General features: G+C 73.8%; 12 protein-coding genes. 4 read left to right on the top strand and 8 right to left on the bottom strand.

Annotation, left to right across the window (positions count from 1 at the left end; genetic code table 11):
* Positions 1-40: 40 nt before the first annotated feature.
* Positions 41-2,842, bottom strand: coding sequence for a DEAD/DEAH box helicase (locus ACTFTM_RS15600; RefSeq protein WP_449566484.1), 2,802 nt, complete (start codon positions 2,840-2,842; stop codon positions 41-43).
* An 86-nt stretch (positions 2,843-2,928) separates the two neighbouring features.
* Between ACTFTM_RS15600 and ACTFTM_RS15595 the strand changes: the two genes are divergently transcribed.
* Complete coding sequence (locus ACTFTM_RS15595) at positions 2,929-3,699, top strand: HAD family hydrolase (protein ID WP_449566483.1); 771 nt, start codon at positions 2,929-2,931, stop codon at positions 3,697-3,699.
* Positions 3,700-3,753: 54 nt separating this feature from the next.
* Entirely contained in the window at positions 3,754-4,665 is a 912-nt protein-coding gene (locus ACTFTM_RS15590; protein ID WP_449566482.1) for an EamA family transporter, read from the top strand.
* Here ACTFTM_RS15590 and ACTFTM_RS15585 read toward each other — a convergent pair.
* The 6 genes from ACTFTM_RS15585 to ACTFTM_RS15560 all read right to left on the bottom strand — a co-directional run bounded on the left by ACTFTM_RS15585 (position 4,628) and on the right by ACTFTM_RS15560 (position 9,485).
* Entirely contained in the window at positions 4,628-5,581 is a 954-nt protein-coding gene (locus ACTFTM_RS15585) for a diacylglycerol kinase (RefSeq protein ID WP_449566481.1), read from the bottom strand. The two genes, ACTFTM_RS15590 and ACTFTM_RS15585, sit on opposite strands and share 38 nt — an antisense overlap.
* Before the next feature lie 144 nt (positions 5,582-5,725).
* The gene (tatC, locus tag ACTFTM_RS15580) at positions 5,726-6,679 is read right to left on the bottom strand and encodes a twin-arginine translocase subunit TatC (protein WP_449566480.1); all 954 of its coding nucleotides are present in this window, start codon (positions 6,677-6,679) and stop codon (positions 5,726-5,728) included.
* Between the two features lie 18 nt (positions 6,680-6,697).
* Positions 6,698-7,012, bottom strand: a complete 315-nt coding sequence (gene tatA, locus ACTFTM_RS15575) for a Sec-independent protein translocase subunit TatA (RefSeq protein WP_449566479.1) — start codon at positions 7,010-7,012, stop codon at positions 6,698-6,700.
* Between the two features lie 157 nt (positions 7,013-7,169).
* Complete coding sequence (locus ACTFTM_RS15570; protein ID WP_449566478.1) at positions 7,170-7,415, bottom strand: hypothetical protein; 246 nt, start codon at positions 7,413-7,415, stop codon at positions 7,170-7,172.
* A 10-nt stretch (positions 7,416-7,425) separates the two neighbouring features.
* Positions 7,426-8,490, bottom strand: coding sequence for a helix-turn-helix transcriptional regulator (locus ACTFTM_RS15565; RefSeq protein ID WP_449566477.1), 1,065 nt, complete (start codon positions 8,488-8,490; stop codon positions 7,426-7,428).
* Complete coding sequence (locus ACTFTM_RS15560; protein ID WP_449566476.1) at positions 8,487-9,485, bottom strand: helix-turn-helix transcriptional regulator; 999 nt, start codon at positions 9,483-9,485, stop codon at positions 8,487-8,489. Before ACTFTM_RS15560 ends, ACTFTM_RS15565 begins: the two co-directional genes overlap by 4 nt.
* Positions 9,486-9,603: 118 nt before the next feature.
* Here ACTFTM_RS15560 and ACTFTM_RS15555 point away from each other — a divergent pair, with 118 nt between their 5' ends.
* Both ACTFTM_RS15555 and ACTFTM_RS15550 read left to right on the top strand, forming a co-directional pair.
* The gene (locus tag ACTFTM_RS15555) at positions 9,604-10,596 is read left to right on the top strand and encodes a cation diffusion facilitator family transporter (protein ID WP_449566475.1); all 993 of its coding nucleotides are present in this window, start codon (positions 9,604-9,606) and stop codon (positions 10,594-10,596) included.
* A gap of 62 nt (positions 10,597-10,658) precedes the next feature.
* Positions 10,659-11,750, top strand: coding sequence for a DUF3866 family protein (locus tag ACTFTM_RS15550; RefSeq protein ID WP_449566474.1), 1,092 nt, complete (start codon positions 10,659-10,661; stop codon positions 11,748-11,750).
* A gap of 86 nt (positions 11,751-11,836) precedes the next feature.
* On the opposite strand, the gene ACTFTM_RS15545 is transcribed toward ACTFTM_RS15550, so the two are convergent.
* Entirely contained in the window at positions 11,837-12,976 is a 1,140-nt protein-coding gene (locus tag ACTFTM_RS15545) for an oxalate decarboxylase family bicupin (RefSeq protein WP_449566473.1), read from the bottom strand.
* Positions 12,977-13,186: the final 210 nt, after the last annotated feature.

Raw genomic sequence — 13,186 nt, 5'->3', positions numbered from 1 at the left:
GATGCGTCGATTCACCGGCATGGCTGACCGAAAGTGATCCTCAGGCGGAGGTGTGGTACGCCAGCACTCCCCGATTGATGGCCGCTATCGCCTGCCGGGCCGTCGAACGCAGCTCCGGCGACGCGCCACCGGAGTCGGAAAGCTGACCAAGAAGGTCGACCACCTGCCGCGCCCACCGGACGAAGTCGCCGGCCGGCATCTCGCCGTCGATCTCGTGCCCGCTGCCGAGCACCTTCGCGAGGGCCTCGCCCCGCGCCCACCGGTAGACCGGCCAGGCGAAGCCCAGATCCGGCTCGCGGGTCGCGGTCAGCCCGCGGGCGGCCTCGTCGGCCTCGATCTCGCCCCACAGCTTCAGCGTCTCGTCCACGGCGTCGGAGACCGGGCCGCGCGGCAGCGACGCCCGCTCGTCGACGTCGCGGCGCGCCTCGAAGACCACCACGGACACCGCGGCGGCCAGCTCGGCCGGGGAGAGCCCGTCCCACACCCGTCGGCGCAGGCACTCGGCGACCAGCAGGTCCGCCTCGGTCCAGATCCGGCCGAGCATCCGGCCGGCGTCGGTGACCGCGCCGTCGCGGGCGAGGTAACCACGGTCGGTCAGCAGCGCGACGATCCGGTCGAACGTCCGCGCGAGCGACCCGGTACGACCGGACACCCGCTGGCGCAGCTCGTCGGTGTCCCGTTCGAGACGTCGGCGGCGCTCCGCCCAGCGGGCGTGCTCCTCCCGCTCCGGGCAGGCGTGACAGGGGTGGTTACGCAGCTCGGTGCGGAGCTGGCTGAGTCGGTGGTCCTCGCCCGGCGTCTGCCGGGAACGGCCACCGCGGCGACCGCCGTGCCGGTCCAGGCCGGTGCCGCTGACCTCGGCGGCGAGATCCCGCCGGGCCGCCGGCGAGCGGTGGTTGAAGTGCTTGGGCACCCGGATGCGGGCCAGCACCTCGGCCGGCGTGGTGAAGTCGCCCGGACTGACCCGTCCCGCCCAGCGGTCCTGGGTGAGCACCAGCGGACGGGGTTCGCCGAACCCGCCGGTCGCCGGGTCCAGCACGACGGCCAGACCCGCCCGCCGGCCCGAGGGCACGCGGATCACGTCGCCGATGCGCAGCCGCTCCAGCGACGCCACGGCCGCGGCCTTGCGCTGGGTCTGCCCCTGCCGGGCGATGGCCTTCTCCCGGTCGGCGATCGCCACCCGCAACGCGAAGTACTCGTCGAAGTCGCCGTGGTGGCAGGCGGCCTCCGCGCCGTACGCCTCGATGGTCTCGGTGTTGCGCTGCACCTGCCGCGCCAGGCCGACCACCGACCGGTCGGCCTGGAACTGGGCGAATGAGGACTCCAGCAGCGCCCGGGCGGGCTCCGCGCCGACCGAGCCGACCAGGTTCACCGCCATGTTGTACGACGGCCGGAAGCTGGACCGCAGCGGATAGGTGCGGGTGGAGGCGAGCCCGGCCACGTGGCGCGGGTCGGTCTCCGGGGACCACACCACCACCGCGTGCCCCTCGACGTCGATGCCGCGCCGGCCGGCGCGGCCGGTGAGCTGGGTGTACTCCCCCGGGGTCAGGTCGACGTGCGCCTCGCCGTTGTACTTGACCAGGCGTTCCAGCACCACGCAGCGCGCCGGCATGTTGATGCCCAGCGCGAGGGTCTCGGTGGCGAAGACCGCCTTGACCAGGCCCCGGACGAACAGCTCCTCGACGACCTCCTTGAACACCGGCAGCATGCCGGCGTGGTGTGCGGCGAGGCCGCGTTCCAGGCCGTCGAGCCACTCCCAGTAGCCCAGCACCGTCAGGTCCTCACCGGGGATGGCGGTGACCCGGGACTCCACCACCCGGCGGATCTCGGCGCGTTCCTCGGGGGAGGTGAGCCGCAGTCCGGCGGCCAGGCACTGCTGCACGGCGGCGGCGCAGCCCGCGCGGCTGAAGATGAACAGGATGGCCGGCAGCAGACCCTCGCGGTCCAGCCGGTCCACGATGTCCGGGCGGATCGGGCCACGCCAGCGGGGACCACGGCGTCCGGCGCCCGGCCCGGCGCTGCGCCCCTCCCCCAGCTCCAGGCGACGCATCGTGTCGCGCGTGTAGCGCAGCAGCTCCGGGTGCACGTCGTGCTTGCGGGCGGCGTCGGCGTCGTGGAACAGGTCGAACATCCGCTTGCCGACCAGCATGTGCTGCCACAGCGGCACCGGCCGGTGCTCGCTGACCACCACGGCGGTCTCGCCGCGCACGGTGACCAGCCAGTCGGCGAACTCCTCGGCGTTCGACACGGTCGCCGACAACGAGACCAGGGTGACCGACTCCGGCAGGTGGATGATCACCTCTTCCCACACGCCGCCACGGAACCGGTCGGCGAGGTAGTGCACCTCGTCCATCACCACGTAGGCGAGCCCCTGCAGGGTGCTGGAGCCCGCGTAGAGCATGTTGCGCAGCACCTCGGTGGTCATCACCACCACGGGCGCGTCGCCGTTGATCGCGTTGTCGCCGGTCAGCAGGCCGACCTGCTCGGCGCCGTACCGGTCGACGAGGTCGTGGTACTTCTGGTTCGACAGCGCCTTGATCGGCGTGGTGTAGAAGCACTTGCGCCGGGTCGTCGGCGGCGTCGCGCCGCCCGCCGCCGCCGGCTCGTCGGGCCGCCCCCGCAGAGCCAGGTGTACGGCGAACTCGCCGACCACGGTCTTGCCGGCGCCGGTCGGGGCGCACACCAGAACACCGCTGCCCCGCTCCAACGACTGACACGCCTCGCGCTGGAAGTCGTCGAGGTCGAACCCCAGGTCAAGGGCGAACTCGTCAAGCGCCGGAAACTGTGAGGCCTGCGCGGCCCGGCGGCGCGCCGCTGCGTACCGCTCGGCGGGACTCGACATGGCACCAAGATTAGTGCGTGCCGGCACAGTGCACCCCACAAGGCCGTCCGGCGGGGCTGTCCGCCGGGGTCGGTAGGGTGCACGGCGTGCCGGACCATGTCGAACCGCCCCAGACCACGTCGCCGGTCAGCGCCACCGACGCCACCGCCCGCCGGACGTCCCGGCGGCCCGTGAAGGCGGTGCTCTTCGACTTCCACGGCACCCTCGCCCAGGTGGAGGAGCCTCGGCAGTGGGTGCAGGAGGCCGCGGCGGCGTGCGGGGTCACCCTGGACCGGGTCCGCGCCACCTCGCTGGCCGACCGCCTGCTGACCGCCGGCCGCGCGGGCGGGCCGCTACCGGCCCGGGTGCCGCCCCGACTGGCCGAGCTGTGGGCCGACCGGGATCTCTACCCGCACGCCCACCGGGGCGCGTACACCGGGCTTGCCGAGACCGTGGACGCCGGCATCGAGGGCTTCGCCGACGCGCTCTACGAGCGGCTGCTCGTCGCCGAGGGCTGGGTGCCCTACCCGGACACGGCCCCCACGCTGGCCGCGCTGCGCGACGCCGGGGTTCGGGTCGCGGTGGTCAGCAACATCGGTTTCGACCTGCGCCCGCACTTCGACGCGTGGGGGTTGACCGACCTCGTCGACGCGTTCGTCCTGTCGTACGAGGTGGGGCGCTGCAAGCCCGACCCGGCGATCTTCTGGCGCGCCTGCGGGATGCTCGGCGTCGACCCCGAGCAGACGCTGATGGTGGGCGACAGCCCGGCCGACGCGGGCGCGGTGGCCGCCGGCTGCGCGGTGCTGGTGCTGCCGGCAGCCGATCCCGGCCGGGAGAACGGGCTGGGCGCGGTCCTGGACCTGGCCCTGCCGTCCTGATCGGCGTGGAGGCCGCCCGCGCGGCCCCGGAGTCGACCGCCTAGCGTCAGGGCCGTGACGGACACCCTCCTGCCTGCGTCGACACCGACCGACGCGCCCCCGCAGCGCCGCGGTGGTGTCGTCGCCGTGGGGCTGGTGCTCGGCGGGGCGCTCTCGGTGCAGTTCGGCTCCGCGCTGGCCGCGCTGCTCTTCCCGCGTACCGGGGTGGCGGGCGCGGTCACCCTGCGGCTGACGATCTCGGCGGTGCTGCTGCTCGTCGTGTGCCGGCCCCGACTGCGCGGGCACGACCGCTCGGCCTGGCTGGCGGCCGGCGCGTTCGGGCTGGCCCTGGCCGGCATGAACTCGCTGTTCTACCAGGCCATCGAACGCATCCCGCTCGGCCCGACGGTGACCCTGGAGGTGCTCGGCCCCCTCGCGCTGTCGGTCTTCACCGCCCGCAGGCTGGCGAGCTGGTGCTGGGCCGGGCTCGCGCTGGCCGGGGTGGCGCTGCTCGGACAGGGCGGCTTCGACCGGCTCAACCCGGCCGGGGTGGCCTTCGCGTTCGGCGCGGGCGCGATGTGGGCCGCGTACATCGTGCTCAGCGCCCGGGTCGGCGGCCGGTTCCCCGGCGCGGACGGACTGGCCCTCGCGCTCACCCTCGCCGCGCTGGTCACCCTGCCCCTGGGCATCGCCGACGGCGGAGCCGTCCTGCTCGACCCGGAGGTGCTGGCGCTGGGCGCGGCCCTCGCGGTGCTCGCCTCCGGCCTGCCGTACACCCTGGAACTGCTCGCGCTGCGCCGGATGCCCACGTCGACCTTCGCGGTGCTGATGAGTCTCGGCCCGGCCGTCGCCACCCTCGCTGGTTGGCTGGTGCTGCGACAGGCGTTGACCGTGCCGGAATGCGTCGCCATCGTGCTGGTCATCGCCGCCAGCATCGGCGCGGTACGGGTCAGCGCAGCAGTCGCAGGGCCCCCGGCACCGCGGTGATCGTCACCGGCAGTCCGAGCGAGCGTTCCCCGTCGGCGTACGTGACGATCCCGTCGGCGGCCAACTCCACCGTCCGGGCCCGGTAGCTGCTCACGATCGGGTGCTCGACGTGGGTGCCCCGGTAGATGTGCGGCTTGACCCGGATCATCGTGCGCCGGTCCGCCCGGCCGGCCACCACCACGTCCAGCAGCCCGTCGGTCGGGTCGGCGTCGGGGCAGATCCGCATCCCACCGCCGTACGACGGGCAGTTGCCCACCGCCACGAGCACCGAGTCCATCTCGTGGAGCACCCCGTCGAGGCGCATCGTGTAGCGCCGGGGCTTCAGGCGGGCCATCTCGACGAGGATCGCCAGGTCGTACCGGCGAGGGCCGCGCGGCCACCGCATCCGGTTGGCCCGCTCGTTGACGATCGCGTCGAAGCCCGCCGCGAGGACGGCCCCGTACCAGCGTTCCGCGCCGTCGACGCCCGTCATCCGGGCCAGGTCGACCTCGCGGCTCCGGCCGGCACGCAGCGCCTCGACGATCACCTCCACCGCGGCGACGGGATCGGCGGGAAAGCCGGTGTCGATCGCGAAGTCGTTGCCGGTGCCGGCGGGCACCGGCCCGAACGGGATCTCGGTGCCGGCCACGGCCTGCAACGCCCGGTGCACCGTGCCGTCACCGCCGATGGCGACCAGCGCGCCCGCGCCCTCGGCGACCGCCGTCCGACAGGCCAACTCCGCCTCGTCCGGAGTGGTCGCCGACAGCACCGTCACCGGCCGGCCGGCGGCGGACAGCCCGTCCAGCAGTCGGGGCAGCAGGGCTCGACGCCGTCCCCGGCCGGCAGTCGGGTTGGCGAGCACGGCCACCGGGCCAGCGGTCGACGCGGCACCCTCCACCGGTCCGGGCCGAAACTCTTTCACGGTCACGGCCAGCACCGTACTCGTCGTACATCTGATGTTCATCGTGCGGAGGTAGCGCTCCCAGCCCACCGGGCGGCTCGATTCGGTCGACGGCGGACACGGCGACGCCGCCCCCACTCGGTGGGGACGGCGTCGGCGGACGTCGGCGGCGCGGGGCCGTCAGGTCATGTCGTCGTAGCGGCGTTCGATCGGCGCCGGCTTCGCGATCGGCTCCGGAGCACCGATCGGCGCTGTCGCGTCGACCCGCTGCCCGGCCACGACCGGGTCCGTGTCGAACTCCAGCGGCGAGACCTCGTCGTCGTCGAGACCGGCGTAGACCTCCTTGCCACGACCCCGCCGCCTGTCGTTGATGAACGCGACGCCCACCGCGCCGAAGTAGAGCGCGGAGAGGCAGACCGCCAGGGCGGTCATCCCGAACGGGTCGGGGGTGGGGGTGACCACGGCGGAGAACGCGAAGAACACGAAGATCGCCACCCGCCACCAGCTCAGCAGCCGCTTCGCGCTGGCCAGGCCGACGAAGTTGAGCATCAGCACGATCAGCGGGAACTCGAACGCCACCCCGAACAGCAGGATCAGGTTGGTGACGAAAGAGATGTAGCGGGTGACTTCCAGCGTCGTCGAGATGTCGTCGCCGGACACGTTCATCAGGAACTCGAGGCCCTTGGCGGTGACGAAGAACGCCAGCACCGCGCCGGCGGCGAAGAGGGGCGCCGCCAGGGCCGTGAACGCGTACGCGTAGCGCCGCTCGTGCCGGTGCAGCCCGGGCGCGATGAACGCCCAGAGCTGGTAGAGCCAGATCGGCGCCGCGATGATCAGGCCCACCCACAGGCCGATCTTCAGGTTCAGCAGAAAGACGTCCGCCGGACCGAGCTGGACGAACAGGCACTTGCCGGTCTCCGGGTCGACCGACCCGGGCAGATCGCAGTACGGCTTCGACAGCAGCACCCGGACCGGCTCGGCCAGCCAGATACCGAAGCCGAAGCCGATCATGATCGCCAGCGAGGCGCGGAAGAGACGGTTACGCAGCTCACGGACGTGCTCGATGAGCGTCATCGAGCCGTCGGCGGCCCGCTCGAACGTGCTCGGGCCGCGCTTACGCAGGGCGAAGGCCACGGTGCGAAGGCCCTTCGGTCAGTTGTCGCGGACGCGGTGCACCGGGTCGACGACCGGCTGCTGCGCCGGCGCCTGCTGGTACGGCGGCTGCTGCGGCTGCGCGGCGTAGGGCGCCTGCTGCCCGGCGTGCGGCGGCAGCGGCTGGTAGCCGGCCTGCGCGTCGGCCTTCTCGGCCAGGTCGCGGTCGTCGTCCTGCAGGCTCTTGGTCTCGGCCTTGATGATCCGCAGCGAGCGACCCAGCGAGCGGGCCGCGTCGGGGAGCCGCTTCGCACCGAAGAGCAGGATCAGCACAACCACGAGAACGGCGATGTGCCACGGCTTGAGGGCACCCATGAGAAGCTCCAGTCGCTCTGTGTCCGGGGGTGGTACGCAGCCCATCGTACGTGCGGATCGGGCGGATGCCACCCACCGGGTGGTGGTGGTCCGGCCCGGCCGGTGAAGTCTTGACCAACGCGCGATGATCCGTCAACCACGCGGGCCGACCACCCGGTCAGCCGCGCTTGGCCTTGATCAGCTCAAGGCGTTGCTGGGCGGTGTCGAGTTGGCGTTGGACGCCCTCGGCGCGCTGCTGCAACGCCTCCGCGGTCTCCCGCAGCGCCTCCGCCTCACCGGCCCGGCGTTCGAGCGCCACGGCGGCGCGGCGCAGCTTCGGCAGCCGGGCCAGCACCGGGCGTACGGCCAGCGCGAGCGCCACGAGTGGGAGCAGCACCAGCGCGAGCACGATCCACATCAGCACGCCGGCCAGCCTACTGGGTGCGGCCGGCCACCGCCGGGTCGCCCGACGGCGCGCCGGGTGTCGCGGACGCCCGTTCGCCGTCGGGCAGTCGCGTCACGGGCGCGGGCACCGCGTACGCGTCGAGCGCGGCGGACGCGGTCGCCCGGACCTGCTCGGCCAGTTCGGCCGGGGCGACCACGGTGACGTCCGGGCCGAGGCCGAGCACGAACCGTCGCGCCCACCCCAGGTCGGTCACGCGCAGCGAGACGAGCCACTGGTCGCCGTCGCCGGCCTCGACCCGCTCGCACGGGTAGTACTCGGTGATCCACCGCTCGCCCCGCCCGATCCGCAGGGTGATCAGCGGCAGGTCGGGTGACGGCCGGAAGACCCCCTCGGTGCGGTCGTGCGGGACGGCCTGCGGCGGAACGGCCGCCGGCTCGTCCAGTTCGGTGATCGCGTCGATCCGGTCGGCGCGGAACAGCCGCACCGCCTCGGCGCGGCGGCACCACGCCTCCACGTACGCCCGGCCGCCGACCATCAGCATCCGCAGCGGGTCGACCACCCGCTCGGTGGTCTCGTCCCGGGCCGCCGTGTAGTAGGTGATCCGCAGCGCCCTGCCGCCCTCCACGGCGGCGCGCAGCGCCTCGACCTGCCGGGTGTCCCCGGGCAGCCGGACCGCGACCGGCGCGCCCACCAGGTCGCCGGCGGCGTCCTCGATCTTGGCCAGGGCCCGTTCGATGGCGTCCCGGTTGGCGACGCCGGGGGTCTCGGCGAGCATCCGCAGCGCCACCACGAGCGCGAGGGCCTCGTCGGGGGTGAGGCGCAACGGCCGGTCGATGCCGGCGTCGTAGGTGATGGTCACCCGGTCGCCGTCGAACGCCATGTCGATCAGGTCACCGGGGCCGTAACCGGGCAGCCCGCACACCCACAGCAGCTCCAGGTCCTCCCGGAGCTGCCGCTCGGTGACGCCCAGGTCACCGGCCGCCTCGGCGACCTCGATGCCGGGTCGGGCCAGCAGGTAGGGCACGAGGTTGAGCAGGCGCGCCAGCCGGTCGGCGGAGGTTCGGGAACCGCCACGGGCGGCCGGGCGGGTCACCGGGCACCCCCGGAGACCGCCAGCTCGTCGTGGCGGACCGCGATCTCCTTGAGCCGCTGGATGACCGCCTCGCGGACCTCGGGCGGGTCGAGCACGCGTACGTCCGGCCCGTACCCGACGAGGTGGCCGGCCAGACCGTCCGGCTCGGCGTACGGCAGGACCAGCCGGTCCCCGTCCGGCCCGGCGGTCACCTCGACCGCCCAGCGACGCAGGCCGGCGGCCCGGCCCGGCGCGGCCAGCACGGTCGCCCGGCCGGTGCGCTCCACCGGGCCGGACCAGCGGGCCACGTGACTGATCAGGTCTTCCCCGGCCGGCGGCTGGTACGCGCCGGGCGCGCCGGTCACCCGGACGGCGCCGACGACCCGGGAGAGGCGGAAGCAGCGGGTGGCGTCCCGGTCCAGGTCGTGGCCGACCACGTACCACCGACCGCGCCAGCAGACCACGCCCCACGGTTGCAGCCGGCGACGGCTGGGCGCGTCCCGGTCCGGTACCCGGTAGTCGAACCCCACCTCCCGGCGGTCCCGGGCGGCGGCGGTCAGCGGCGCGAACGCCGGGTCGACGGTGACCATCGGCTCCATGCCGAGGGTGGCCTGCGGGTCGACGTCCACCCCGGCGGCGCGCAGCTTGGCCAGCCCGGAGGACGCGGCGGCGGCCAGCCCGGCGTGCTGCCACAGGCGGGCGGCGATCCCGACGGCGGCGGCCTCGTCCGGTTCGAGGGGGATGTCGGGCAGCGCGTACTCGCGGTGGGCGATGCGGTAGCCGGGCTCGGCGTCGAAGACGCTGGCCGTGCCGGTCTCCAGTGGGACGCCCAACTCGCGCAGCTCGGCCTTGTCCCGCTCGAACTTGCGCTGGAACGCCTCGTGGTCGCGCGCGTCGTCCGGATCGTGCTCGTAGCCGGGCACGGTCGCGGCGATCTGCGCGGCGGTCAGGAACCGTCGCGTGGACAGCAGGCAGATCACCAGGTTGACCAGGCGTTCGGTGCGGGTCCGCGACACGCGGTAGACGCTAGCAGCCGCCGCGCCCGCACCGTGCACCCACGCGGGCGTGCCGCACACTTGTTCGGATCGGGTCCTCCCCGGGCGGGCCGCCGCTCGCGGCCATAGGGTTGCCCTCATGTCGCAGGGCGGGATGAAGACCGAGAGCGAGAGCGTCGGCACCGTGGTCGTCGCGGGCGTGGCCAACCTCGCCATCGCGGTCGCCAAGCTGGTCGCCGGTCTGATCTCCGGGTCGGCCGCGATGCTGTCCGAGGCGGCGCACTCGGTCGCCGACACCACCACCGAGGTGCTGCTGTTCCAGGCGCTGCGCCGAGGGGCCCGGCCGGCCGACAAACGGCACCCCTTCGGGTACGGCAAGGAGAGCTACGTCTGGGCGTTCTTCGCCGCCATGTTCACCTTCGTGGCCGGCGCCGGTTTCGCCGTCACCCACGGCGTCACCACGATCCTCGTGCACGAGCACAGCGGCGACTACCTCGTCTCGTACATCGTGCTGGCGGTGTCGTTCGTCATCGAGTCGATCTCGCTGGCGCGGGCCGTTCGACAGGTCCGCCGCGAGTCCGAGCGCTGGCAGACCACGCCGCGACGGTTCCTGCGGCTCACCGCCGACACCACCGTCAAGGCCGTCTTCCTGGAGGACAGCGCGGCCCTGATCGGCCTGCTGCTCGCCGCGCTCGGCGTCGGCCTGTCGCACGCCACCGGCGACGAGGTGTGGGACGGCGTCGCGTCCATCCTCATCGGGCTCCTGCTGCTGGCGGTCGCCGGAATCCTCGCCGGCAACAACCTGTCGCTGCTGGTCGGCCGGGCCGTCCCGGAGCGGCTGCGGCGCGAGATCGAGCAGGAGTTGGCCGGCCTGCCCGAGGTGGAGCGCATCGACACCCTCCTGACCATGCAGCTCGGCCCGGACGACATCCTCGTCGCCGCGAAGGTCGACTTCCGCGACGAGGCCACCGGCGCGCAGATCGAGGCCACCGCCGACGAGGCCGAGCGGCGGCTCACCGAGCGGTACCCGGAGATCCGGTTCGTCTTCCTCGACCCCACCCGCTCGCAGCCGGGCGTCACCGGCAACGCCCGACACACCCAGGCCGCGCCGCCCGGCGACCAGCCCACCTGATCATCGCGGCGGCGCCGCACCCGGTCGCGGTCCGCCGCGCCCGCGCGGCTAGCGTGCCCGTCATGGTGCGATGGCGTACGGGGACGGTGGCGGGGCTGCGACGGCGGTGGACCGGGGCGGTGGAACTCGACGTCGACCTGCCCGACGGCACGCGCATGCGGGCACTCGCCTATCCCGAGCTGGTCGGTACGCCCGAGCCCGGCGACCGGGTGCTGCTCAACGCCGGCGCGCTGCTGATGGGGTTGGGCACCGGCGGGTACGCCCTCGTGGTGGCCGTGCCGGACCGGCTGCCCCCGGACCCGCCGGAGGCCGTCGACACCCGCGACGCCGGGCACCTCGTCAAGGCCCGCTACACCCCGTTGCAGCCGATCCTGCTCGGCGTCGACGAGGAGGCGTCCCCGCACCGCGCCGTGCTGGCCGACGCCGACGACCTGGGCGGCATGCCGGTGGTCACCGCCGACCTGCACTCGGCGCTGCCGGCGATCCTGGCCGGCATCCGGGCCGACGCCCCGCAGGCGCGGGTGGCGTACCTGTTCACCGACGGCGGGGCGTTGCCGGCCTGGTTCTCCCGCACCCTCGCCGGGCTGCGCGACGAGCTGGCCGGGACGATCACCGTCGGGCAGGCGTTCGGCGGCGACCTGGAGGCCACCACGCTGCACGGCGGTCTGCTCGCCGCCCGGCACGTGCTGCGCGCCGACGTGAGCATCGTGGCGCAGGGCCCCGGCAACCTGGGCACCGGCACCCGGTGGGGCTTCTCCGGTGTCGCCGTCGGTGAGGCGGTCAACGCGATCGCCACGCTCGGCGGGCGGCCGGTCGGCTCGCTGCGCATCTCCGACGCCGACCCCCGTCCCCGACACAACGGCGTGTCGCACCACAGCCTCACCGCGTACGGCCGGGTGGCGCTCGCCCCGGCGGAGCTGGTGGTTCCCGACGGCCTGGACCCGGACCTGGCGGCCGAGGTCGACGCGGCCCTGGCCCCGCTGGCGGCCCGGCACCGGATCGTGCGCGTGCCCACCACCGGCCTCGACGCCGCGCTACGCGCCAGCCCGATCCCCCTGTCCACCATGGGCCGCCCCCTCGACGCCGACCACGCCTACTTCCTGGCCGCGGCAGCAGCCGGCCGCCAAGCCACCACCCACCTCCCCCTCCCCTAATCTCGCTGATCAAGAGGTTCGCGTCAGAATCCGGCGGGTTGTTGACGCCGACCTCTTGATCACCGGGAGCGGTCAGGGCGGGTGGGTCAGCGGATTACCGGGCGTTGGTCTCGGGGTAGGGCCTCGATGAGTTCGCGGGGCAGGTTGAGGGTGTCGGCGCTGACCTCGGGCGGGGTGTTCGCCATCCACTGGGTCAGCGAGACGGACTCGAACCGGGGCTTGCGGAACATCTCCAGGAACACCAGCGGCTCGGTGCCGAGGTTCTCGATGTAGTGGCCGTACGCGAACGGCACGTACCCCACGTCCCCCGAGCGCATGTCGAAGGTGCCGGCCACACCGGAGCTGGCGAACACGCCCATCCGACCGTGGCCGGACAGGTAGTACTGCCACTCGTCGTCGGTGGGGTGCCAGTGCAGCTCCCGCATCCCGCCCGGGTCCACCTCGACCAGCGCGGCGCAGATCGTGGTGGCCGCGGCGAACTGGGTGACGTCGGCGATGCGGACCTGCCCGCCCGGGAACCGCTGCGGCTTCTGCGCGAGCAGCCGGTGGCTGAGGCTGCGGGGCACGTCCCCGGTCGGGCTGACGACCCGGTCCTGGTCCAGCGGCGGCGGCACCTGCCCGGCGAAGATGTACTTCTCCCGCTCGGGGATCGAGTCGAGCTGATCGAGCCGCCACCCGAAGTTCTTGGCCAGCACCTCCTTCGGGGTGTGCGCGAAGAAGTCGCTGATCAGGAACGTGCCGTTCTCGGTGAACGCGCCGTCGTCGAAGACCAGCAGGAACTCGACGCCCTCGTCGAGGGCCTGGATGTGGTGCGGCACCCCCTGGGGAAAGAACCACAGGTCGCCGGCGCGTACGTCGTCGAGGAAGTTGCGGCCCTCCTGGTCGACCGCGCTGATCCGGGCGCTGCCGCGCGACACGTACGCCCACTCGGACTGCTTGTGCCAGTGCATCTCCCGGTACCCGCCCGGTTCCAGCGCCATGTCCACGCCACTGAGCTCGGTGGCGATGGGCAACTCCCGTACGGTCACCTCCCGGGTCCATCCGCCGCGCTGCACACGGGTGTGCGCGTCCGAGAAGGAGAACCGCAGGTTGGGCAGCGTGCCCGCGTCCGTGCTCGGCGGGGTCAACAGGTCGGGGTTCTGCCGGTCGCGGACCACATCGCGTGGCCCGGGATCCACCCAGCCCCCACCGCCGCGTTCGGGTTGGGGCACCGTCGGGTCGTTCATGATCGCCTCCCGCGTCGTCGCGTCCTGGTGCCGCCGGCGGGTCGGGCGGGCGGAGTCGCCCGCACCGGCAGGGCCGGCCGGAACCGCGGGGGCACGCGGTACGGACGGACGGCCCGCGCCGGCACCCGATGCGGGCGGACCACCCACGTCGGCGACGGCCATCGGATACCCGGCGGCGCGACCCGGCCGGGCCATCCGTGGCCCCGGTGG

It is taken from the genome of Micromonospora sp. RB23 (assembly GCF_053585025.1).
Note: the sequence above shows the minus strand (reverse complement) of the source record. Positions and strands in the feature narration are given on the sequence as shown.

Coding starts and splice junctions, on each gene's coding strand:
- ACTFTM_RS15600 (WP_449566484.1), bottom strand. CDS start 2,842: ATGTCGAGTCCCGCCGAGCGGTACGCAGCGGCGCGCCGCCGGGCCGCG.
- tatA (WP_449566479.1), bottom strand. CDS start 7,012: ATGGGTGCCCTCAAGCCGTGGCACATCGCCGTTCTCGTGGTTGTGCTG.
- ACTFTM_RS15555 (WP_449566475.1), top strand. CDS start 9,604: ATGTCGCAGGGCGGGATGAAGACCGAGAGCGAGAGCGTCGGCACCGTG.
- ACTFTM_RS15550 (WP_449566474.1), top strand. CDS start 10,659: ATGGTGCGATGGCGTACGGGGACGGTGGCGGGGCTGCGACGGCGGTGG.
- ACTFTM_RS15545 (WP_449566473.1), bottom strand. CDS start 12,976: ATGAACGACCCGACGGTGCCCCAACCCGAACGCGGCGGTGGGGGCTGG.